This window comes from Spiroplasma endosymbiont of Seladonia tumulorum, assembly GCF_964020235.1.
Classification (GTDB): domain Bacteria; phylum Bacillota_I; class Bacilli_A; order Mycoplasmatales; family Mycoplasmataceae; genus Spiroplasma.
This window is the reverse complement of record NZ_OZ026545.1, coordinates 1,630,269-1,654,068: the sequence shown is the minus strand read 5'-3', so window position 1 is coordinate 1,654,068 and position 23,800 is coordinate 1,630,269. Positions and strand designations below refer to the sequence as shown.

Here is a 23,800-nt window from a genome sequence, read left to right as displayed (position 1 = left end):
CTTTGTTTCATCTAATTTATAATTAATATTATAATAAAATTGGAATAATTACATGTTAAAAAGTAAGGAGAAAAATGGCAAAAGAAATAGAAAATAAAACTATTATATGAAAAAAACAAAGGACAATGGTTATGATTTGCGTTATAAAAAAATTCAAGAACATAAAGCACAGGTGGTTAAAATTCAACTTGAAACTTTAGCACGTAAAACATCACGAAGCCATGAAATTTACCGCAAAACAAGCAAAAAACCACAGTTAGATAAAAAGAAAATCATTGATAAAAATAATCCAATGTATAAAATTTGTAAATTGTACTATGAAGTGTAGCACTTTATAGTACAATTTACAGAAAAAACCAAAAAAATATAATCTGGTTGTTCTTTTTTAAAATTACTTATGATAACTTTCATTATTAATAATTTTAAAACTACGATATATTTGTTCTAATAATACTAATCGGCATAATTGATGTGGTAAAGTTATTGCTCCAAAGCTTAATTGAAAATTAACCTTTGACAATAATTCATTATTATTAAAACCATGACTGCCTCCAATAATAAACAATAACTTTGCTTTTTTAAAATCTTTAACTTCCTTAATATATGCAGCAATTTGTTCACTTGTTAAAATTTGACCTTGTGATGCTAATAATACTTTATAATATTCTGAATAATCTAATAGTTTTTTTATTACTAATGCTGTTTGTTCATTAATTGTTACTTGTTTATTCTTATTATTAACTTCTTTTAATTCAATAATTTCTAATTTTGCATAATGCTTAATTCGTTCAAAAAAAGTTTCACAGCCCATTATTAGATACTTTTTATCTAATGAACCAATTGCCAGAATTTTAATATCCATTATTTATATTGGTCAGTAATTGAATCAACATTAATTGTTCATTTTAGAGCTGGGAAAGTATAATCTGTTTCTGGTGTTGGGAATTGACCACGTTTACCAACTTTCTTATCTTCCTCATCGGTTAAAATTCCTTTATCATCCTTTTTTTTAACAAAACCTAATGCAATTTTAATATTTTGTTCAATCTTAGCAGCATCTGGAATCGCATTAAAATTATAGTGATGATAATCATCTTTTAAATTCTCAAAGTCATAAAAACCATAACTTAAAAAAAATCATTGATGACCATAAGTTGAACTATCTTTTGTACTATTTGGATTTTCGTAAACAAGATAATTTGCATAACCTACTAATTTATCAATTGTTGCTGTAAAAGTAAAACGATTATGTTCTCCTTGAAACTCAAAGCGAATTGTCACATTAGGAATAACAATTGCAAGATAACGTGCTGATTGATATCCACGATTTTGATCAATTTGATCATAACCTTGATTATAGCCATTTTTTGGATCATTTAATCATTTAAGAATCGTTGCTATAGGTGATAATACTTTTAATGATGAAGGTGTATAAGGAGTTTTTTTGCCATCTGGTCAAGTTTGTTCTTTAACTCAATTTTTATTTTTTGTCTTTTCTGCATTTCCAGTCATTGTAACCAAATTATCATTTGTTTTATTTAAGATTGTTTTATTTTCATTTGCTAGGAAAGCAACTTGACTATAGTATGAGTCATAACTAGTTGAATAATTGTTAAAAAATTCTTCTCATAATACTTTTTGATTAATTTTTTTACTATTATCAAGAGGATCCTGCGCATCAGTTTTTGCAGTTTTAATTAGTTCATCCTTTTGTCCTTTTAAACCAGCTGCAATTTGTTCATCAGTTCACTTTGCTCCTTTACCAGTTGTTACACTATTATCTTTTGTTAAATTTATACCATGTAAAATAGGGTTAATTGCATTATTAATTAAATTCAATTGCCCTTCCTTTAAACTGTATTCATAAGGAGCACCATTTTCATTTTTTCCTGATTGTGTTACATCATCAATTCCATTTGTTGATTTACCAGTTGCTGTTGGAGCATGACTAAATTTTTGATTTCCATTATACATAAAAGTAGGAATAGGATTTCCTTGTGGTGCACCACCACAAGCAACAACTGATGCTGATGATGTTGTAACCAAAGTTGTTGCTGCAAAAATTGATAATAACTTACGCATTATAGTCCTCTTTTCTTAAACACTAATTTATTTTTTACTAATTAATATAGTATCCTAAATTTTTGTATTTTGCAAACCATAATCAGCAAATGAACCGTGTTTTTTTACAAATAATAATTCAACACTCCCAGTTGGACCATTTCGATGCTTTGATAAAATTAATTGTGCTTTTTCCGTTTCTAACATTGGTCCTTCCATATTATTTGAATCGTGAGCAGTATAATATTCTTCTCGAAATAAAAACATAATAATATCCGCATCTTGTTCAATTGCTCCTGAATCACGTAAATCAGACATAATTGGCCTTTTGTCTTCTCGTTTTTCAACTGACCGTGATAATTGGGATAAACAAATAATCGGAACCTCTAATTCACGTGCTAATGCTTTAAGTTGCCGCGAAATTGTTGAAACTTCTTGTTGACGTGAATCACCAAAATGAGTTCCAGTGCTAAGTAATTGTAAATAATCAATAACAACTAAACCAACTTCGTTTTCACGACATAATTTTCTTAACTTTGACTGTAATTCAATGACTTTCAAACCTGGTGTATCATCAATAAATAATTTTGTTTGTTTTAAAAAATCCGCCGCCTTGGTGATATTTTCTCAATCACGTGTTTGTAACCCTTTACCAGTTCGAACTTTAACAGAATCAACTGTTGAATAACTTCCTAGCATTCTTTGAATTAATTGTTCCGCTGGCATTTCAACTGAAAAAATAGCAACTGCTTTTTTTGATTGAGCAGCTGATTTAACAGCAAAATTTAAAGCTAATGCTGTTTTTCCCATTGAAGGACGTGCCGCTAAAATAATAAAATCCCCTTTTTGAAAACCTGATGTCATACGATCTAAATCACGAAAACCACTTGGACTTCCTGTTAACATTTCACCGGAATTTTCTAACAATTCAATTTTTTGAAGTACTTTATCAACTTCATCATATGAAGTTTTAAATAAATTCCCTTTTCGCTCCTTTTTAACATCTAAGATTTCTTTTTCTGCGTGACTAACAACTTCATCAATTGGCTGATGAGCATCAATCTGACGATTAATACTATCAACAACAGCCTTTAATCGACGTGAGGTTGTATTTTTAATAATAATATCTAAATATTCAGATAAATTAGCATCTGTTGTATATGATTGAAATAAATCAGTTAAAAATTCAATGCCACCAATTTTATTTAAAATATTATTTTTTAACATATAATTGCTTAATGTTGTAATATTAATAGCAACCTTTGCTGAAAATTGTTCTTGTAAAGTTTTGAAAATTACTTTGTAATTCATTACAGTAAAATCTTCTTCTGTTAAAATTGAAAAAACTTCTTCAGCTGCTGTAATGGAGTGTGCAATTATTGCTAAAACATTTTTTTCCGCATCATTAATAACATTAAGTTTATTTAATTCTGTTTTATTGATGTTTTCCATTAATTAACTTTCCTTTTTTTCTACCATCACTTTTAATGTTGCAATTATATTTGGAGCTAATTTAATTTTTAGGTAATGTAACCCAAAACTTGTTAAATTATTATTATCAATAAATTTCTTTTTATCAACTTTTAAGTTAAATTCTTTTGCTAATCGATCTTCAATTTGTGTTAAAGAAACAGAACCAAATTTTTTATTATTATGAACTTTTAATTTAAAATTCAATGTTAATTCTTCTAATGCTGTTTTTAATTTTTTTAAAGAATCTTTTGTTGCTGCTTCTTGTGCTGCTTGCTGTAATAAAACAACATTTAATTTAGCCAAATTAGCAGAAGTTGTTGGAATTGCAAAACCTTCTTTAATTAAATAATTTTTTGCATAGCCATCAGCAACATCAATTACATCATTAACTTTTCCTTTTCCTTTAATATCTTTAATTAAAATAACTTTCATCATAATCACCTACTACAAATTATAACGGAAAACTTCTTAAAATAATTTTAATAAATAAAAAACGAATTATTTTCTTTGCTTTTTAAGCAATATCTAATAAATATAACGATAGCACCGCTTTTTAAAAAACTTTATCCAAACGTTTTTCAGCTTCGCTATTTTCTTGATATGTTAAAGAATTCCGATATTTTGTATGTTGTAAAAAACTAAAAATATCATATTCTAACTTAGGATTAAAATCTTTAATTTCAGCTCGTTTTTCTTCTAACAGTGGTAATAACTTATTTAAAGCAATTAACTTAGCACTAATATTACCATTATTTGCAAAATACTCAGTAAAAATTATTTCTTTATTAATTTTGTTATCATCATTATCAATATTTTTTAAAGTTTTATTTGACATTAATCTTGGTTTTCTTCTTATCTTGCTATTACTACCAGTACTATTGTCTTTAACACCAAAACGTTTTACTTTTAATCCATTATTAAATGCATCAACAATTTCAATACCAAATCAATCTAATAATTCATAAATTTTTGTTGGATAACTATTAAAAGCAACTGATTTGTAATTATTCAAAGCACTAATTGTTGGTCCATCCGTTTCCATTGATAAATTAGTAATATTTAATGTATATTCACAAAATTTTAATAATTCTGAATCTTGAATAAAAAAATTATCAATTTGGTTATAAATTAAATCATAATTTTTTCCTTTGTTTTTCTTATTTATTTTTTTCCCTAAATTCAAATCTAAATCATTTGTTAAATCAATACTATAACTTTCTTTAATAGTTCCTAATTCATGTAATTCATTATTTGCATCTAAATTAATATCAAAAAATAAAATTGCTTTATCAACATTCATTCCAAATAATTTAGTTGATGAATTATCTAATGATGACTTAATAAATTGATTATTAATCATAACTACTCAATCTGCAAGGATTTCTTTAAAATTTGTTAAAAAATATGCATATCTTTCGTTTTCATTTTTATCAAAAATTGACATACTTCACTCCTGTTTATATTCTGTTTTGCATTAAATATATTATACCAAAAAAAGCCATTATATTAAACCCTCCCTCACAAAAATTCAGGATAATAGTAACAAGCAACCATTAAATTCAATTAAAAAAGCATATTAAATATTAATATGCTTTTTTAATTAATTGTTTAAATCTATTTTGAAATGGTGGACCCGAACGGGATCGAACCGTCGACCCCCTGCGTGCAAGGCAGGTGCTCTCCCAGCTGAGCTATGGGCCCAAAATTCTTATAAAAAAATGGTCGGGCTAAATGGACTTGAACCATCGACCTCACCCTTATCAGGGGTGCGCTCTAACCAGCTGAGCTATAGCCCGAAAACCTAGATCATTATAACATTAATTTTATTTAAAAAACAACCATAAATTTAAAATATTTTAAAAAAAATAAAAAGCAAAATTAATTTGCTTTTTATTCTACAATTGGGTCTAATTCTTCAATATCAAGTGCCCCTTTACGTTTTGCTTTTTTACGATTCTGTTTTTCTAATTTTGTTTGCATTTTAGCTGCTTTTAATTCTTCTTTCATTAAACGTTTTGTTTCTTTTTTTTGAAATTTTGGAATTGTTATTAAATTCTTGTTCATTAGCAAAATTAAAAAATTCATCATCATTAGCTACATTAATTGGTTTTGTCACTTGTTTTGGTTGCTCATATTGTTCTGGTTGTTCTGATTGTTGATTAAGAAAAACCGGATTAGAAACAAAAGCTTGTTCATAGTATGGTTGATTGTTGGTTGGTTGGGAATAATTTCTTTGTTGTTGTACTTCCTCTGAATAAACATTTGGAGTTATTATAGGCTCTGGATTAGTAACTGGAACATCATTATATTGTTGTCCTAATATTTCATCAGTTGCAACCGGATTATTTTGGCCTTGATTAATAACTGTTTGAGGATTATATTCTTCAACCGGCGATTGAACTAGTTGTTTTTCATACCCATTATTTGAATATTCATCATTTTTCTGTGTTCAAGGAACTGTATCATCTTTTAATTGATTATTTTTTTTTATATCCAAATCATTGCTGGCATTATTTCAACCTGGTTTTAAACCTTCATTATTTTTAATGTGCGGATTTCTTTCAAAATGTTCATTATAATCTGAATTATTATGCCCACAAGTACAACCTCATGGTCCATAAGGATTATTTTGTTGCCCATAATAATTTGGATACATACCATGACACATTCTTCCCATTTGCGAAGTTGGTGGCATCATCGGATAAAATGGATATGGCGGTGGGGCTACTTGTTGCGCTGGAGCTGGTTGTTGAATAAAAAATACTTGTGGTGAAGCACCATTGGTCGGGTATGGCATAATAATTTGCTGAGGTTGCGATGAATATTGGGGAATTGAAGTTCCTGATGAGTAATTATTTGAAAAGGCAGGGGTTGGTGATAATGTTAAAGTGCTAATAAACACTTCTGCATCACGACGACTTCTAAATAGCGCAATTTCACTATTAGTATCATGTGACTTTACTAAATATCCTTCTTCATTTGGTAAAATATAAAAACCATTATTCATTTTTTGCACCTCTTTTTGCCCTATTTTCTACCCATACCTGTTACAATAAATTGTACCATAAAAAAGTAAAATAATATATAGTATCATATTTATTTTTTAAAGAAAAGCATACTAATTAAAATTATTTTAATATTTAATTTTTTTCAAACATAAACCATATGGTTTTGCACAATATTTTGTTGTTGCTTTTTTAGGCGGGTAGTTTAATTGTGTTTGTAGTTCAGTTAAACTAACTTTGCCAGCATAACAAGCTAAAATATTTTGTGTCAACATGCGAATTTGATAACGAATAAAACTTTTCCCCCTAAAATGAATTTCAATTTTTTTTGCTTTGTTTCGTTTAACCCAAATTTTGTTAATTGTTCGTACTGTTGCAATATCCTCGGTTGGTTTAACCCCTGCAAAATAAGCAAAATCGTATGTTCCAACAAAAATTTGACTAATTTGATGTAACTTTTTAACATTTAATGGTGCATTAACTTTAAGTTCATAACGGTGGTTAAAAAAAACATACTCTTGATCATTAATTGTATAAACATATTCTTTTACTTTTGCAGTTCGAACACTAAAATTTTCAGCTACAAACTGATATCCTTTAATATTAATATTTGGTGGTAAAGTTTGACTAATGGTTTTAATAAAAAAAGCTAAATGTCGTGGTTGGAATGGTAGTTTTACTAATACCTTTTGATCACAAGCGTGCACACCAGCATCCGTTTTACTAGCTCCTAAAGTTCAAATTTTTTGATGACAAATACCAAAAAATGCTTTTTCCAATTCACCTTGAATTGTTCGAGCATTTTTTTGTTTAACTCAGCCACTATAATCATAACCATCATATTCAATACTTAATAATAAATATAACATTATCATCCTAAAACAAATTCATCAATATGTGGAATCCGAATTTGTAAAAATCCTGTTTTAATTTTACCAAATATTCATCCATTAGAATTGTTATCTCAATGTCAAACTTGATAAAAAGTTTCATATTGCCCCATTGTTACTGATTGAGCAATAATAATACTAGCAATTCCAACCCCAAAAATAAATAATAACACATCAGGAAAATGAATTCGATAATGACGATAACGTGTTCGTTTGGCATGAGGGTCATAACCACGAGCATCCATTGCATATGCTAAATCTTCAGCTTTTTGAAATGCTGATACTAATAATGGAATAATTAACGCTGTTGTTGACTTAATTTTATCTTTAAAATGGCCATTTTTAAAATCAACCCCACGTGAGGCTTGCGCTTTCATAATCCGTCCCGCTTCTTCAATTAAAGTTGGAATCATTCGTAAGGCAATTGAAATAATTGTTGATAAAATATGAACTGGAAAGCGCACTAGTTTTAATGGACTTAATAAATCTTCTAACGCTAAAGTTAAATCTAATGGGCGCGTTGTTGCCGTTAAAATTGTTGTAATTAAAATCATTAAATAAATCCGGCATGCCATATAAAGGGCATTAAAAATAGCTTTTTCAGAAAAAGCAAATCAACTTTTTCCTCCCGCAGCAACAGGTCCTGTTGCTGTTGCTTTTCCACCTCAATGTCATCCAATATAACCATCCGTAACTAAAAAGCAATTAATTAACAACAAAATAATAAACATAAATAAGATTGGTTTTAGTAATGCTCGTAATAACCTTGGCGGTAATTTGGCTAAAAAGAACAAACTAAAAATTGTTATTCCTAAAATGGCATAACCGGTAAAACCAGTTGAAAAAAAGATTGATATCATTAATGATAACAACATAAATAATTTTACCCGTGGATCCATTCGATGAATTGGGGAATTATAAGCAATATAACGTCCAAATGATAAGCGCATCTCTTTTATCCCTTTCTTTTTTGTTCTTTATGTTCAATAATTTTTTTTGCTAATTGGTCAATATTACGAATATTAACATTTGTTAAATCAAGACCTTTTTCTTGCAATTGATAAATCAAATGATAAATTTTTGGTGGTTCAATTAATAATTCTTGTAATAAATTTTTATCCTTAAAAATTTCAAATGGTGATTCAACTTTTAAAACTCGGCCTTCTTTTAAAGCAATAACTTCATCAGCAATTTCTAAAACATGGTCCATATTATGCGTTACTAAAATAATCCGTTTATTTTGTTCCTTATTAATCCGTTGAAATAACTTAATAAAATCCTCTTCACCTTCAGGATCTAATCCAGCAGTTGGTTCATCTAAAATTAGAGTATTACCCTCCATCGCTAAAATTCCTGCAATCGCAACCCGGCGTTTTTGCCCTCCTGATAAATCAAACGGTGAACGCTCTAAATAATTTAATGGTAAACCAACCATTTCTAAGTATTTTTTGGCATTTTCTCGAGCAACTTCTTTACTTTCACCTAAGTGAACTGGACCAAACATAATATCTTTTTCAATTGTTTCTTCAAATAATTGATATTCTGGAAACTGGAACACTAAGCCAATTGATTTTCGTAATTGTTTAATATTTTTAATGCGTTTTTGTTTTGCTTTAATAATAAAACCATTTGCATCAACCACTCCTGTCGTTGGAATTAATAAACCATTGATATGTTGAATTAAGGTTGATTTGCCACTTCCTGTTGATCCAATAATAGCAGTAATTTTCCCAGGTTTAATAACAACATTAATATCTTGCAAGGAAGTATATTCATAAGGTGTTTTAGGAGCATAAACATAAGACACATTTGTGAATGTAATATCAACATTTTGTAATGTTTCAATTTTAGGTTGTTTTTTTACTTTTGACATATCTCATCCACCAACTCTCTAAGATCTAGTGTATTTTTCACTTTTAAACCATTTAAGCGTAAACTATCAACGACTTTTGAAACAAAAGGAACATCTAAATGAATTGATTTCAAAAACTCTTCATCATACAAAACTTCATGTGGTTTTCCACATTTAACCATTTGACCTTTATTCATAACAATCACTTTATCAGCATTTAAAATTTCATCCATATCATGCGTAATTGAAATAATTGTTTTTTCGCGTGATTCTTTTAAATCCACCATAATTTGTTTAATTTCTTTTCGTCCTTTTGGATCTAACATACTTGTGGCTTCATCAAAAATGATAATATCTGGTGATAATGCTAATGCTGAAGCAATTGCAACCCGTTGTTTTTGCCCTCCTGATAGCATTAGTGGTTCATGGTCAAGAAAATTATTCATACCAACTTTTGCCGCAGCTTTATCAATAATTGCTTGCATTTCTTTTTGCGGAATTTGGCGATTTTCAAGTCCAAATGCAATATCATCACGAACTGTTGATCCAATAAATTGATTATCTGGATTTTGGAACACAATTCCTAAAAATTTTCGAATTCCCGTAATTGTTGATGAATGAACTTCATTACCAAAAACTTCAATTTTCCCTTTTTGTGGGCGTAAAACACCAATAATAATTTTACTAATTGTTGATTTTCCACTACCATTATGTCCAATGATTGTAACATATTCCCCATGGTTAATTTCAAAACTAACTCCATCAACAGCATTAGGATGATTTTCCCGATAGCGAAATTCAACATCAGTTAATTTTAATGAAATATCATTTAGTTTCTCTAACTTTGCATTTATTTTTTTTGTTTTTTTTGCCATTTCTTTTCATCCTTAATGTTTTTTTACATAATATTTTAATTATATACTCAATATTTAAAAATATTAATTGAAATTTTATCTTTCCAATTATACCATTAATTATATATAAAAATTATAAATACACAATAAATCATTACTTTTTTGTAAATTATCTGCGCTCTATCAATAACCGCCATCATTAAAAGAATTATCATCTAAGTCAATATTTTGAACATAGACATCCCGTGGTTTTGCTCCATTTTGTGGACCAATAATCCCATTTTCTTCTAAAGCATCAATTAAACGACTAGCACGATTATATCCAATTGAGAATTTTCGTTGAATTAAAGATGTCGAAGCTTTTTGATTTAAAATCACAAAACGTTTAACTTCTTGATACAATGAATCAATATTATCGTTTTCATTGCTACTTCCTGTTTCACTATTTATTTCAATATTTAAAAACTCTTCATCATAATCAGGTTCTTGTTGAGCACAGCAAAATTCAACTAATCGTTGGATTTCATCATCAGAAATAAATGCCCCTTGCGCACGGGTTGGAATATTTTGCCCGGCAGGCGCATATAACATATCACCATACCCAATTAGTTTTTCAGCCCCACCTTGGTCTAAAATTGTGCGAGAGTCAATTGCTGAGGTAACTGAAAAAGAAATTCGCGATGGAATATTTGTTTTAATTACCCCGGTAATAACATCTGTTGATGGGCGTTGTGTTGCAATCACCATATGAATTGCAGCAGCACGAGCTAATTGCGTAATTCGCATAATTGAATCTTCAATATCTTTTCCAGCTGTCATCATTAAGTCAGCTAATTCATCAATTATAACAACAATATAAGGTAAGCGATCTTTTGCTGTAACTTTTTTATTAAACGATTCAATATTGCGGACTCCACACTCTGATAGCATACTATAACGACGTTCCATTTCAGCAATTATTTTTTTTAAGGCAGAATTTGCTAATTTAGTATCTGTAATAACTGGCGCTAATAAATGGGGTAAATTATTATAAACAGCTAGTTCAACCTGTTTTGGGTCAATTAATAATAATTTAACTTCCGATGGTTTTGTTCGTAATATTAGTGATGATAAAATGGTGTTAATACAAACAGATTTTCCACTACCTGTTGAACCAGCAACTAATAAATGTGGCATTTTATCTAATTCAACAAAAATAATTTCTCCGTTCACACTGCGACCAATGCCAACTAATAATTTACGATCTTGTTTTTCTAATGGTAACCGTTCCATAATTTCACGTAATGTTACTTTATTACTAATTTCATTAGCAATTTCAATTCCAACAGCTGACTTTCCCTGAATTGGGGCTTCAATTCGAACATTTTGAGTCGCTAAAGCATATTTTAGATCATTTTCTAAATGCATAATTTTGTTAACTTTCACTCCTGGTTGCATTTGAACTTCAAATTTTGTAATAGTTGGGCCAATATTAATTCCTTGGACACTAGCAGCAATATTAAATTGTTGAAAAACTTGATTAATTTTCACTGCTTTCTTTTGCGCAGCAAGTTTATTTCGTTCATTATTACGACGGTTATCTTCCTTTGGACTTAATAAACCTAAATTTGGTAATTTGTAATGTGGATTATTAAAAGTATTTCGGCGCGAAATAGTTTGACTATTTTTTTTATTAATCTCAATTGACTTGGGTTTCATAACACAATGGGGTGGTTGATACGGCATGTCAAAATGTTGTTGTTCCATTAATGGTAGCTCATAATTCGAATAATATTCATCTTGATATGGTTCTAATGGATGATGATATTCTGAATTACTTTGTCGATGATAAATTCCTTCATTAATATCAACTGTTTTAAATTGCTCTGATGGCGTTGGATTAAATTCTTCTGTTGGTAATTGTTCATCATAAAATGATGTTTGCTTTAAAGTTGTTGAATTACTACCTCGATTAATTTTTCCAAAAGGCGTGATATCAGTTGCTGAATTCAACTTATCGCGTGCAACATCAATATTAATATCTTTTCCATAAGAAGAACCATACACTGGTAAATCATCAAGTTTTTTATTAAGCGTATTATTACTACGGCGATTACGTGGTTGAATATATTGATCCGGTGTTAATTGCATTCGTGAACGGTGCGGCAATTGCGAAGAATGTGGTGACTGTGAAGGCCCTGAATGATAATCATTAAAAGGTTCTTTTGCATTAAAAGGTTCTTTTCGTAATTCTGGTGTAGAACTAGTTTGATTATCAAAACGAACATAATTTTGTTTCATTTTTTTCTTACCAACAAAATCATCGGCAATTAAATCATCAATTAAATGTTGGTCATGTAAGGCTGTATATGATGGCATTTGAATTGTAATATCTGATGCTTCTGTTGTATGCATAACTTGCCGAGCTGAAAATAATTCCTCATCAGGAATATTAAAATTTTGGTAAATATTTTGCTTTTGACGTCGATTTGCTGATAAACGTAATACACGTACACCTTGTTGCTGACGTTCATTTTTTGGTAAAAACATCCCAATTGCCGTTCCGGTTGCGACTCAACTTCCTCATAATAAAAAAACTGATAAACACAAAATTAATGAACCAAAAATGGTAGTATAACTAGCAATCCCAGCTAAAAGATTGCCAATCATACCCCCTCCAGCATATAAAGTAATTCAAGCACCATTAAAACCAACAAATGTTATCGGATGGTTTAAATTAGAATTAAAAATTGATGCATCTTGTCAGCGTTGCAAATAATTCTTAACAACATCTAAAAAAACAGTTTTATCAAAATACGCCATTTGCCCTTTAGCATATTGATAAATTAACAAAATGCTACTTACCAATCAGCAGGACAAAATGATAAAGGTTACCACCATTCAAATTACCCGTGATTTTAATCGAATCCGTACTCCAATAAAAATTGTCAAACCTAGCACTAAGCATACAAAATACATTAAATACTTAAACCAGCCAAATGCAAATGTAAATAAAACATCATCAATAAATTGCCCAATTAAAGTAATTCGCCCTATGGCAAGAATAGTAAAAAACGTCACTAATAGTGCCCCAATTACTCACCCGATGGAATCATTACGACGCTGCTTTTTTTCGACTTTTAAGATTGCAGTTTTCTCATTCTGATCATTTAATAACTGATCATCATAAGATTTCTTTTCCATAGTGCAGCCCTCCTAAAATTCTAAATATTTAGAAATTACTTTAAATATGACCATACATTTTAAAAGCTTCAAATATTTATCTACTATAAATATATCATAAAATTAAATTTCATTCACAATTGCTAAAATAATTGGTGTTTTTCCTGTTTCTGTTTTAACAAATGAACTAATTGTCGATCTAATTTCATTTTTTACTTCATTGACATCATACATTTCACCAACAACAGCTTTTTTATAATGTTTCTCAATAATTTCAATAATAACTTTTTGCATTTTATGGAAAATATCATTATTTTCTTGAATATAAATTACTCCTCGCATTTGTGTGTCAATTAAAGAAACCAATTCCTTTGTTTTACTATCAATTGAAACTCCTATAATAACAACTCCATCAGTAGCTAATTGCTTTCGTTCATTTAAAACAACTGCTCCAATGTCACCAACGCCAATCCCATCAACATATAAATCAGCGGTTTTTACCTTATTGCTTTTTTTTGTATATTCACCATCAATAAATTCAAGACCTTCGCCATTATCAACAATAAAAATATGTTCTGGATTAATCCCAGCTTCAATTGCTGCCATTTTTGCTTGCACAAAATCTTTATATAAACCTTTCACTGGCACAAAATATTTTGGATTAATAATTGAACTCATTAATTTAACATCTTCATAACTTGCTGTCATTGTTCAAACTTTTTTATCCGATAAAGCAATTGTTTTTGCGACAGTTCGTGCTAATTCATCTAAAACATTGGCATGATTTAATTCACTTCCTGGGTTTGGTGGTGTTGCTAAAATAATTGTATCACTTTCTTTAATATCTAGAATATCATCATTACCAGAAGCAATTTTAATCAAACGACTATATAAACGTTCTCCACTACCAGTTACAATAATTAATGATTTTTCTTCTTTAACTGCTTCTTGTAATCCTTTTAAATTAATTCCATTGAAATTTAGTTTTTTACTATCCGATAACACTTTTAATGACTCTAATAAAGTTTGACCATAAATTCCAACTGAAATATTATTTTCACGAACTAAATCAAATAACTCACTAATTTTATGTAAATCTTGATCAAAACAAGCTAAAATAATACGATTTTCTGTTTCTTTAACAGCTCGTTCAACATAATTTTTAATCTTATGGTTTGGTGCTGTATAATCACGGCGTGAAGCTGATGAGGCTTCTGATAAAAATAATAGTACCTTATTTTTAGCAATAATTTGATTTAAATGTTGTAAATCTGTTGCAAAATTAGGGTCTGCTTTAGCATCAAAAATATAATCTCCAGTATAAATAATTGTGCCATCAGGTGTATGCAATGCAAAACCAAAACTATTTGGCATATTTGTTGTTGTTGAAAATACTTCAACCTTGCATAAACCAAAATCAAGAATATCTTTTGCATTGATAACATGAAAACATTCTTCTTTACCACGAACTTTAAAACGTTGTAAATGGAATTTTAAAATATTACAAGTTAAATCATTTCCATAAACTGGGAGTGCCAATTCTTTTAAAATATAAGTAAGTGCTTCAGAACATTCATCCGAAGGTTTTGTAATAAAAACACCTTTAATTCGAGTACGGTTTTCCTTTAGATAATCAAAATTAGGAATTACTACATCAATTCCTAAAATTCCACGTTCCGGATTTTTTGTTCCCGCATCAAAAATAAAAATATCTTGTTCTACCTCAATGCAGTATAAATTTTTACCTCGCTCGTCTAATCCACCAAGAGCGAAAAAATTAATTTTTGCCATAACTAAAATCGTCTACTTTCTATTCGCTGTTCATTAATTAATACTTATTTACATTTTATTTTTTAAATGTATTTATACATTTTTCCCCTTAATACAAATGTAATCTCTCTAAATAAATGTAATCTTAATTATTATACATTACTATTAAAAAAATATCCAAATAATCGGAAAAATATCATATTTCAATCATTATAACACATTTTTTGAGTTAAAATAATAATATTTAAAAGGATGTGTAAATAATCTTGAAAGCAATTTTTCCAGGTAGTTTTGACCCAATTCATGATGGTCATCTTAATATTATTAAAAAAGCAAGTACTCTCTTTTCAAAATTATATGTTGTAATTACGAATAATTTAGAAAAATCAAATCAAACAAACATTAAAACGCGTGCTGAACAAGCTGCCATAGCTTGTCAAAACCTTAATTTAAATATTGAAATTGTTATTAATGACCAAATGTTAACTAGTGATTTTGCTAAACAATTAGGGGCTAAATATATTATTCGAGGCCTACGAAATAATAACGATTTAAAATATGAAATGGAATTAGCTTTTGCTAATAAACAATTAAATAAAGATCTTGAAACAATTTTTTTTATTGCCGATTATGATTTGAATGAAATTTCTTCAACTTTTTTAAACCAAATTAAGCAATTAAAAAAATAAAAAAATATTGAGTTTCAATATTTTTTATTTTGTCTTTTATTTTCCTAATAAATTAAACATATTTTGTTTATAAATCTCAACTCCTGGTTGATCAAATGGATTTATCTCTAACAAGTAAGCTGACATTGCACAAGCTTTTAAAAATCAATATACTAAATAACCAAACATTTTATCATCCATTGTTGCAAATTCTAAAACAATATTTGGAACATGCCCAACTTTTGTATGAGCAGCAACAACGCCTTCAACAGCAATGGTATTTACTTCATGCAATGTTCTTCCATCGAGATAATTTAAACCATCGGTATCTACTGCTGCTTTTGGCAGGTTAAGATTAATTTGTGGTTCTTTAATTGCAATAACTGTTTCAAATAAAATATTTTTTGTCCCTTCTTGAATGAATTGGCCAAGAGAATGTAAATCTGTCGAAAAAACACACGATAATGGTAGTAAACCCTTTGAATTTTTTCCTTCTGATTCCCCAAATAATTGTTTCCATCATTCGGTAATCATTTGCATTTGTAACTCATAAGTTACAAGCATTTCTGCTTTATATTTTTCCTCTTGATTTAAAATATAACGTCCAACAGCATATTTATAGGCATGATTAGTAAAATCATTAATTAAAGTATCTTGATAAGTTTGTTGTGCTTCTTTAAAGACATTATCAACATTAATACCACTTACTAACATTGTAAAAATACCAACTGGGGTTAACACTGAATATCTTCCCCCAATGTCATCCGGAATAACAAAGGTTTGATAACCTGCTTTATCAGCTAATATTTTTAGAGCACCTTTCTCTTTATCTGTAATAGCAACAATTAAGTTGGCTGCTTTTAGGCTTCCTTCTTTTTTTTCTACAAGCTCTTTGCAAAGACGAAATGCAATTGCTGGCTCAGTTGTTGTCCCTGATTTAGACACAACACAAATTCCAAATTTTTTGTCTTGAAGATATTTCAAAACTTGTGCTATATAAGTTGAAGACATTGTATTTCCAATATAAATGATTTCTATTTTTTGTTGACTATATAACCCATTAATCATTTCAATTGCTGCTCGCGCGCCAAGATAACTCCCGCCAATTCCAATTACCAATAAAACGTCAATTTCACTAGCTAATTTCTTTGCTGTTTGTTTCATTTTTGCAAGCTCTGCTTGATCATAATTATTTGGTCACTCAACTCAACCAAGGAAATCATTTCCTAATCCTGTTTTATTATGAATCACTTGGTGAATATCTTTAACTCGCCCTAAATATTTATTAAAAACAGATTCGGCTAATGCATTAGTAAAATCTACTTTAATCATTTTAATAATATGCCTGCTTTCTATCTAAAAAACCTTACATTTGTAAAAATTTTAATTTATTTACTTGTTAGTGAATTAATTTTTTCACTTAACATTTGGAATCCTACTCCTGTTTCTTGAATTTGACTATTATTCTTTTTTAATAATTCAGGTCGGAAATTCTTATAACTTAATTTTACTTGTTTCTTAACTGGGTCATAGTCTAGTACCTCTACTTCAACATTGTCACCAATATTAACAAATTCTTTGATATCTCTTACATAGTAATCTGAAATCTCACTAATGTGGATTAATCCAACAGCATTTTTTAATTCACAAAATGCACCAAACGGTGTAATGTTTGTAACTTTTACAAGAACTTTACTTCCTTTTACATACATAATTTGTCACATCCCCTTTCTGAAACTGTACTAATTATAACGCTAGAACTATGAAAATCATTTTCTAAATAATAAAATATTTTGCATAAATATCTAGCATAAAAAAAGTATCGTTTATTATTTTAATAAATTAATTCGATACAATCCATTATTTTCGCTATTATTTTCTTCTTGTTCGGTCTTTTCTTTTTTATATGAATCAGTGTAATTACAATTTGGATAATTAGTACACGCTTTAAAACGTTGACGTCGCTTATTAAATTTTAAAATAATTTCACCAACGCCGCATTCTGGACAAGGACCAAATTTTAGACCAGTTTGATGAATATAACGACATTTTGGAAACCTTGAACATGCAATAAATTTCCCGTATTTTCCAAACCGATATACTAAATCATTTCCACATTCTGGACATTCAATCCCCACCTTCTCAACTGGGATTTCTTCCATTAATTCCATTGCTGCTTCAATGCGTGGTTCAAATCGTTCTCAAAATTCTTTTAATAATGGTTTTGGTTCTGCGTCACCGTGTGCAATCACATCCAAACTTTCTTCAATTGTTGAAGTGTATGTTTCGTTAATAATATCACTAAAATATTCTTGTAATTTATCACTTGTTAAAATCCCTTTTTCAGTTGCTTTAATTGCTTTGTTTTCTACAATAATATAACCACGATCTTTTAATGTTTGCATAATTGGTGCATAAGTTGATGGACGTCCAACCCCAATTTCCTCTAATGTCTTAATTAATTTCGCTTCAGAGTAACGACTCAGTGGTTTAGTAAAATGTTGAATTCCATATAATTCATTTAAATTAATAATTTGATTTGGTTTTAACATTGGTAACTTTGCAATTTCTTCATCACCTTCTAAAACATAACATTTTAAAAACCCATCAAATTGAATCGTACTTCCTGTCATCCGAAATTCATAATTATTATTATCTAAAATAATTGCTTTACTTAATAACTTTGCATTCGCCATTAAACTAGCTAACGCACGATTATAAATAATTTTATATAAGCGTAGTTGATCACGACTTAAATATTCTTTTGCCGCTTCTGGTGTCATTGTTAAATCAGTTGGACGAATTGCTTCATGAGCATCTTGCACATTTTTTTTATTTTTTGGTGGTGTTTTAACTTCGCCTAAATATTCTGTTCCATACTTAATTGTAATATAGTCAAAAGCATCCTGAACAAACTTGTCACTTAATCGAATTGAATCTGTCCGCGGATATGTTATAAATCCAGTAATATTATCTTTAACTTTAATTCCTTCGTATAATTGCTGAGCAATTAATGATGTTTTATTTGAAGCAAAACCCATTTTACTACTTGCTTCTTGTAACATTGTTGAAGTAGTATGTGGATTCGGTGATTTTCGCTGTTTTTCACTTTCTTTAATTTGAACAACAACAAAATCTTTTTTTAAAACTTTTTTAACTTTTAGAACATCTGCTTCTACTTTTAATTCAATTTTTTCATCCTTAAATTTTGTTAATTTAACAACTGCCTTTTTATATAATCCTTCAACAGTCCAATATTCCTCTGGCACAAAATTTTGCCATTCTTTTTCTCGTTCAACAACTAACTTTAAAGCAACCGATTGTACTCGTCCTGCTGATTTTGACTTAATCTTTTTCTGTAACAATTTGCTTAAGCGAAAACCAATAAAACGGTCTAAAATTCGTCGAGTTTCTTGTGAATGAACTAAATTCATATCTAAATCTGTTTGATGTTGAAATGCATCTAACACTGCTTCTTTTGTAATTTCATTAAAGCGAACACGGCGAGATTTGTCACCACAATTTAAGACTTCATTTAAATGATAAGCAATTGCTTCTCCTTCTCGGTCAGGGTCGGTTGCTAGAATAACCAAATCTGCTGCTTTGGCTTCTTGTTTTAATTTTTTAACAATTTCTTTTTTTCCACGTTCCATTTTATAACTTGGTTCAAAAGTTTTAATATCTACTCCTAATCCATACTCACCTTTTGTTGATAAATTACGAATATGTCCTTCTGATGATAAAACTAAATAATTTTCGCCAAGATATTTTTCAACTGCTTTTGTTTTAGTTGGGGACTCCATTATTACCAGCGTCTGTGCCATGTTTTCTCTCCTTTTTTTTAAAACACATCAATAATTATTATACATAATATTTTAAAAAACTATTTTGAAATTTATTATTCTAAATTAAAGTATTTTTTTTATTTTAGCAATTATTGTATCAATTCCTTCAGTAACACTAGGAACAGTAAAATACAAAATAACAGTTATTGCAATTAATAATAAAATAACACCTAAAACACTGATCGTAATTCAAAAAGTTTTAGCATTAAATTTTGATTTAGTAACTACTCCAAATTTATTTTTTTTAATTTTTTTTGTTTTTTTTCTTTTGCATGATAAAAATTTTCAATTAATTGATCATATTGTTTTTCTGTTAATCCAAATTGGGCCATTGCTTCATAATGATCCATTTTAAGATGACCATATTCATCAAATATTTTTGGATAAATCTCACTAGCTCGTTTTTCCCCTAATGATGTCTTAATTATATAATCCTTATATGTCCCAAAAGCTGGTTTTGTATCCTTTACTTTTTCAATATCAATAAAGGTTATTTCATCATCTAAAACATCCGTTTCTATTATTTCTGGATTAGATTCTATTAAATCAAATTCTGGTGATTTGACACCTAAAAAATCATGAATATCTTCATCAGCAATTTTATTAACATCATTATCATTTTTTGCAATATTATTGTCTTTTTTTCAGGTGAATCTCCTACTTTAAATTCATCATTAAAAAAGAAACTATGCGTATCATCTTTAGGATTAGAGTTATCATTTAAATTATCTTCAAAATCAAGGAAATTAAACCTATCTTCTACATTATTTTCAGTTAAAGATGAACTTTTTTCTGGTTCAGAACTAACAATTATTGGAGAAACTTTTTTTCATTTAAAGCATCAGATTGGTTAGATTTTGACTTTAATAATTTAGAATCAATACTATCTGTTGGTAAATGTACAGAATTATTATTACTTGAATTATCATCCTTTTTTGCTCAAGTATTAACCAATTTTTGGTTTAGTGCTTCTGCTTCTTGCAAATGGCGTAATGAAGTATCTAATGTCTGTTTTAAGTTTTGATATTCATCAAAATTAGATTTTGGTCGACTGCGATGACGCCCAATAAACTCATCCAAAATATCAGAAATATGTACTGCTCAATTATATTCTTCTTCAACACTTAATGGTAAACTTGGACAACGAAAATCATTATAATATCATTCTGTCCCTAGTGGAATACGAGAATTATAAGGAGATAAATAATAATCTTCTCTAACAGGTTGAGATTGATATTGAAAATTATCATTAATTCTAGCATTATTGGCTAAATTATTAAAATTTTGTCCAACATTATGTGGGCTATATTGATATGGTTGTCCTAGTAACAAACTTTGATTTGGTTGTAGTCCTGTCATTGGATACTGAATAATTAGAGAATATTGATATTGTGCAAATAACGGTGGATATGGAGGTTGCGGAATTGAATACTGAATTAATGGTGGTGTTCCACACCCATAAGAAGGAAAAACAGGATATTGATAATAATTAAAAAAATTCGGATGGTGATGAATCCGACAATTATTGTGACAATTACTGCTATGACCCTTTTTACTGTTTTGACACATATGTTTACCCTACTTATATTAATCGCTTATATTTATTTATATCATAAAATAATGTTTTCTTCTATTAGCGTTATTAATAAAGATGCTGTTTTATTTTTTGGGGAAAATAAAAAAGGGTTATCTTTTTTATAATTAGTTTATTAAAAAATTAATTAGAAAGGTACCCTATGTCTTATGATTATAAACCAAATATCAAACTTACTAAATAAATTTAAAATTGATTTACCTACTTTATTTAAATTTGCTAAAGTAGAAATTACACCTAAAAATTTATTAGAATGATTTCAACATAAAAATATTTATTTTTTAGAAAGAATTATTAAATCTGCAATTGAATTAATTGATTACAAACTATTAAAATCTGAATATGTCCAAACGCGTTTTATTTTAAAAGGATTGTTTCAAAGAACAATTATTTTTCAACATGGAAAAATCACATTTTATCGGTGAAAATATTTAATAAAACCAGAATATCAAAATAAAAATAATCCTAATTATGTATATTTCTTAGATACTCAAAATAAAATTGATAAATATTAAAAAATTGATCGTGAATTTCAGATTGAAATTGAAATAATAAAAATTAAACTTTCATTAGAAAAAATAATATTAAATATTTTATGAAATATTTTTTCTATTTTAAAAATTTTTCATATATAATTTTACTAGACTATAAAACTACTATCAAACTAATATTAAATACATATCTTTAAATAATTAAATTATATTAAAACTTACAGAGAGGAATTAACAAAAATGAACAAAGCAATTTTTTGTGATTTAGATAAATCTTTATTTGATAATAACCGAAATTTTAGTCCGCTTACATTAGAAACAATTAACTTAATTCAAGCAAAAGGAATTCCCTTTATTCCGTCAACAGCACGAGCAGCAAAAAATGCAATTGAAGTTGCACGACAATTAAACGTGGATAAATATGGTGGTTTTATGTTGTATCAAACAATGGTTGTAGCATTTATTCATTTAAAACAAATAGTTTTTTATTAGATATAACGTTGACAAAAGAAGAAATTAAGGAAATTTTTAATTTTACTTATCAAAAATATAAAACTTCTTTTTTTAGTAATAATAGTACTTATGTTAATAAATATAATGAAGTAACTCATAAATGAACAACATGAACACAAACAAATTATCATATTGTGACTAACCCAGAAGAAATTACCGAAAATATTAAAACAATTGGAATATCATTTGAAGTTGGTTTAAATGATAAGGAAGCTAAAACTTTCATTAAGGACTTGCAACAATTATGACCTAAATTAGATGTGGTATCATACTATAAGAACACATTTTTTCAAATTTCTTGCAAAGGAATTTCAAAAGGAAGTGCCTTACAATTTTTAGCGCAGCATCTAGGCGTTGATGTTGCAAATACTTATGCTTTTGGTGATTCACATAATGATCTTAAATTAATTCGAGATGCAGGACATGGACTTGCTGTTTCTAATGCTATTGATGAGTTAAAAGCAATTGCTGATGAAATTATATTATCAAATCAAAAAGATGGTCCAGCCAAATATTTGCGCCAACATTTTGATATTTAAAGCAATTATTAATTATTTTAAAAAATAAACAAGAAAAATATAAATTAAATGCTACACAACAAAAATTTGAAGAAAAAAATATAAATAGATTATTATGTATAAAAATAAAAAAAAGTATTTATGCAAATATTGTAGATATAAATAATAAGCAAACTTTGAATATGGAAAAAAGTGTACATAAAAAATAAAATTGCTTTAGGATTGAGTTATTCTGTGTTCAACAGAGCTCAATCCTTTTAATTTGCTTTGTGATCTAATTTCATTATAAAATTTAAGATATTCTGAAACCATTCAATATACATATTCTTTATTTCTAAAAATACGTTTTAATGTTTCAAAAAAATCAATTTTAAAAGTTTTAAATCAAGAATCTGTATAACCATTATCTGGTGAAGAACCTCTTCGTGACATTGAAATTGTTATTCCTATTTTTTTACACAAGTTTGTAAACATAAAGTTTATAGAATTCATATTTTAGGTTTTCTCGCTTTTACTCAAGCATTAATTATATTTTTTATTATAAAAAGCATATCAAGCATTTTCCTAATTTGATAATCTAAAATTTCATTTGTATGAAAATCTTTTACTATTGATAAGTAATATGTTTTATTATTAATAGTTAAATATGTGATATCTGTCCCAATTTTTTGGTTAATTCCAGTTGTTGAAAAATTTCTATTTAAAATATTTTCATATCTTAATAGATCAAAAAGTTTTTTATAATTAAATTTTTTCTTTCTGATTATAACTGTTAATTTCATTTTTAAATTATATAGTTTTTTAAACATAATGTAATCATGTTGTAGTCATAAATACCGTTAAAATTATGATATATTGTTTGTATAATATCCGCAATTAAGTTATTTCATTTATTATATTTTGGTTTTCCCAATCATAATCAGTTATGATAACCAGTTCTAGAAACCTTAAATACTTTACACAATAATACAATTGTATAAATATTAGATCACTCATAAATTTTTTTATACTTTTTTTACACTTAGGAATAAATACTTTGATAATTTTTTAAATTATTTTGCATATTCATAAATTTTTTTGTCATTAACTCTAATGGTGTATTGG

General features: G+C 28.1%; 24 protein-coding genes and 2 tRNA genes. 5 read left to right on the top strand and 21 right to left on the bottom strand.

All coding sequences use genetic code 4. The annotated features are described in order from the left end of the window. The first annotated feature begins 106 nt into the window (after window positions 1–106). On the top strand, window positions 107–328 hold the full coding sequence (locus AACL22_RS10505; RefSeq protein ID WP_338991996.1) for a hypothetical protein: 222 nt from the start codon (window positions 107–109) through the stop codon (window positions 326–328). 63 nt (window positions 329–391) lie between these two features. On the opposite strand, the gene AACL22_RS10500 is transcribed toward AACL22_RS10505, so the two are convergent. From AACL22_RS10500 to AACL22_RS10435, 14 genes are all read right to left on the bottom strand, one after another. Next, complete coding sequence (locus tag AACL22_RS10500; protein ID WP_338991995.1) at window positions 392–862, bottom strand: 23S rRNA (pseudouridine(1915)-N(3))-methyltransferase RlmH; 471 nt, start codon at window positions 860–862, stop codon at window positions 392–394. Beyond that, window positions 862–2,082 (bottom strand): lipoprotein, encoded by a 1,221-nt coding sequence (locus tag AACL22_RS10495; protein ID WP_338991993.1) that lies wholly within the window; start codon window positions 2,080–2,082, stop codon window positions 862–864. The genes AACL22_RS10500 and AACL22_RS10495 overlap by 1 nt, the downstream gene beginning before the upstream one ends. Window positions 2,083–2,136: 54 nt before the next feature. Then, window positions 2,137–3,513, bottom strand: a complete 1,377-nt coding sequence (dnaB, locus tag AACL22_RS10490; RefSeq protein ID WP_338991992.1) for a replicative DNA helicase — start codon at window positions 3,511–3,513, stop codon at window positions 2,137–2,139. Between the two features lie 3 nt (window positions 3,514–3,516). Then, window positions 3,517–3,969: a 50S ribosomal protein L9 gene (gene rplI / locus AACL22_RS10485; RefSeq protein WP_338991990.1), complete on the bottom strand. Its 453-nt coding sequence runs from the start codon at window positions 3,967–3,969 to the stop codon at window positions 3,517–3,519. A 118-nt stretch (window positions 3,970–4,087) separates the two neighbouring features. Then, window positions 4,088–4,978 carry a hypothetical protein gene (locus AACL22_RS10480; protein ID WP_338991988.1) on the bottom strand — a complete coding sequence of 297 codons (891 nt, stop codon included), beginning with the start codon at window positions 4,976–4,978 and terminating at the stop codon, window positions 4,088–4,090. A gap of 181 nt (window positions 4,979–5,159) precedes the next feature. Further along, window positions 5,160–5,235, bottom strand: a tRNA-Ala gene (locus AACL22_RS10475). A gap of 18 nt (window positions 5,236–5,253) precedes the next feature. Beyond that, a tRNA-Ile gene (locus AACL22_RS10470) sits at window positions 5,254–5,330 on the bottom strand. A 185-nt stretch (window positions 5,331–5,515) separates the two neighbouring features. Continuing rightward, a complete protein-coding gene (locus AACL22_RS10465; RefSeq protein WP_338991987.1) occupies window positions 5,516–6,541 on the bottom strand; it encodes a hypothetical protein in 1,026 nt (341 codons plus the stop codon). A 126-nt stretch (window positions 6,542–6,667) separates the two neighbouring features. Further along, the gene (gene truA, locus AACL22_RS10460; RefSeq protein ID WP_338991985.1) at window positions 6,668–7,408 is read right to left on the bottom strand and encodes a tRNA pseudouridine(38-40) synthase TruA; all 741 of its coding nucleotides are present in this window, start codon (window positions 7,406–7,408) and stop codon (window positions 6,668–6,670) included. Then, a complete protein-coding gene (locus AACL22_RS10455) occupies window positions 7,408–8,379 on the bottom strand; it encodes an energy-coupling factor transporter transmembrane component T (RefSeq protein WP_338991984.1) in 972 nt (323 codons plus the stop codon). Before AACL22_RS10455 ends, truA begins: the two co-directional genes overlap by 1 nt. Before the next feature lie 5 nt (window positions 8,380–8,384). After that, window positions 8,385–9,302 (bottom strand): energy-coupling factor transporter ATPase, encoded by a 918-nt coding sequence (locus tag AACL22_RS10450; RefSeq protein WP_338991982.1) that lies wholly within the window; start codon window positions 9,300–9,302, stop codon window positions 8,385–8,387. After that, window positions 9,290–10,156, bottom strand: a complete 867-nt coding sequence (locus AACL22_RS10445; protein ID WP_338991981.1) for an energy-coupling factor transporter ATPase — start codon at window positions 10,154–10,156, stop codon at window positions 9,290–9,292. Before AACL22_RS10445 ends, AACL22_RS10450 begins: the two co-directional genes overlap by 13 nt. Window positions 10,157–10,315: 159 nt before the next feature. Further along, entirely contained in the window at window positions 10,316–13,318 is a 3,003-nt protein-coding gene (locus tag AACL22_RS10440) for a DNA translocase FtsK (protein WP_338991979.1), read from the bottom strand. A 102-nt stretch (window positions 13,319–13,420) separates the two neighbouring features. Continuing rightward, window positions 13,421–15,088, bottom strand: a complete 1,668-nt coding sequence (locus tag AACL22_RS10435; RefSeq protein ID WP_338991977.1) for a ribonuclease J — start codon at window positions 15,086–15,088, stop codon at window positions 13,421–13,423. Between the two features lie 245 nt (window positions 15,089–15,333). Between AACL22_RS10435 and coaD the strand changes: the two genes are divergently transcribed. Next, window positions 15,334–15,756, top strand: a complete 423-nt coding sequence (gene coaD / locus AACL22_RS10430; RefSeq protein ID WP_338991976.1) for a pantetheine-phosphate adenylyltransferase — start codon at window positions 15,334–15,336, stop codon at window positions 15,754–15,756. A 36-nt stretch (window positions 15,757–15,792) separates the two neighbouring features. On the opposite strand, the gene AACL22_RS10425 is transcribed toward coaD, so the two are convergent. From AACL22_RS10425 to AACL22_RS10405, 5 genes are all read right to left on the bottom strand, one after another. Continuing rightward, on the bottom strand, window positions 15,793–17,067 hold the full coding sequence (locus AACL22_RS10425) for a glucose-6-phosphate isomerase (protein ID WP_338991974.1): 1,275 nt from the start codon (window positions 17,065–17,067) through the stop codon (window positions 15,793–15,795). Between the two features lie 56 nt (window positions 17,068–17,123). Then, window positions 17,124–17,447 carry a S1 RNA-binding domain-containing protein gene (locus AACL22_RS10420; RefSeq protein WP_338991972.1) on the bottom strand — a complete coding sequence of 108 codons (324 nt, stop codon included), beginning with the start codon at window positions 17,445–17,447 and terminating at the stop codon, window positions 17,124–17,126. A 117-nt stretch (window positions 17,448–17,564) separates the two neighbouring features. Beyond that, entirely contained in the window at window positions 17,565–19,559 is a 1,995-nt protein-coding gene (gene topA, locus AACL22_RS10415) for a type I DNA topoisomerase (protein WP_338991971.1), read from the bottom strand. A gap of 245 nt (window positions 19,560–19,804) precedes the next feature. Next, window positions 19,805–19,930, bottom strand: coding sequence for a hypothetical protein (locus AACL22_RS10410; protein ID WP_338991969.1), 126 nt, complete (start codon window positions 19,928–19,930; stop codon window positions 19,805–19,807). Between the two features lie 460 nt (window positions 19,931–20,390). Next, entirely contained in the window at window positions 20,391–20,939 is a 549-nt protein-coding gene (locus AACL22_RS10405; RefSeq protein WP_338991967.1) for a hypothetical protein, read from the bottom strand. 384 nt (window positions 20,940–21,323) lie between these two features. Between AACL22_RS10405 and AACL22_RS10400 the strand changes: the two genes are divergently transcribed. The 3 genes from AACL22_RS10400 (at window position 21,324) to AACL22_RS10390 (ending at window position 22,717) form a co-directional block, all read left to right on the top strand. After that, window positions 21,324–21,689, top strand: a complete 366-nt coding sequence (locus AACL22_RS10400) for a hypothetical protein (RefSeq protein WP_338991965.1) — start codon at window positions 21,324–21,326, stop codon at window positions 21,687–21,689. 216 nt (window positions 21,690–21,905) lie between these two features. Then, window positions 21,906–22,157: an HAD family hydrolase gene (locus tag AACL22_RS10395; protein WP_338991963.1), complete on the top strand. Its 252-nt coding sequence runs from the start codon at window positions 21,906–21,908 to the stop codon at window positions 22,155–22,157. Further along, the gene (locus AACL22_RS10390; protein ID WP_338993067.1) at window positions 22,085–22,717 is read left to right on the top strand and encodes an HAD-IIB family hydrolase; all 633 of its coding nucleotides are present in this window, start codon (window positions 22,085–22,087) and stop codon (window positions 22,715–22,717) included. Before AACL22_RS10395 ends, AACL22_RS10390 begins: the two co-directional genes overlap by 73 nt. A 195-nt stretch (window positions 22,718–22,912) precedes the next feature. On the opposite strand, the gene AACL22_RS13915 is transcribed toward AACL22_RS10390, so the two are convergent. Beyond that, entirely contained in the window at window positions 22,913–23,008 is a 96-nt protein-coding gene (locus AACL22_RS13915) for an IS3 family transposase (RefSeq protein WP_422397511.1), read from the bottom strand. Window positions 23,009–23,175: 167 nt separating this feature from the next. Next, window positions 23,176–23,505, bottom strand: a complete 330-nt coding sequence (locus tag AACL22_RS10385) for a hypothetical protein (protein ID WP_338991961.1) — start codon at window positions 23,503–23,505, stop codon at window positions 23,176–23,178. Window positions 23,506–23,800: the final 295 nt, after the last annotated feature.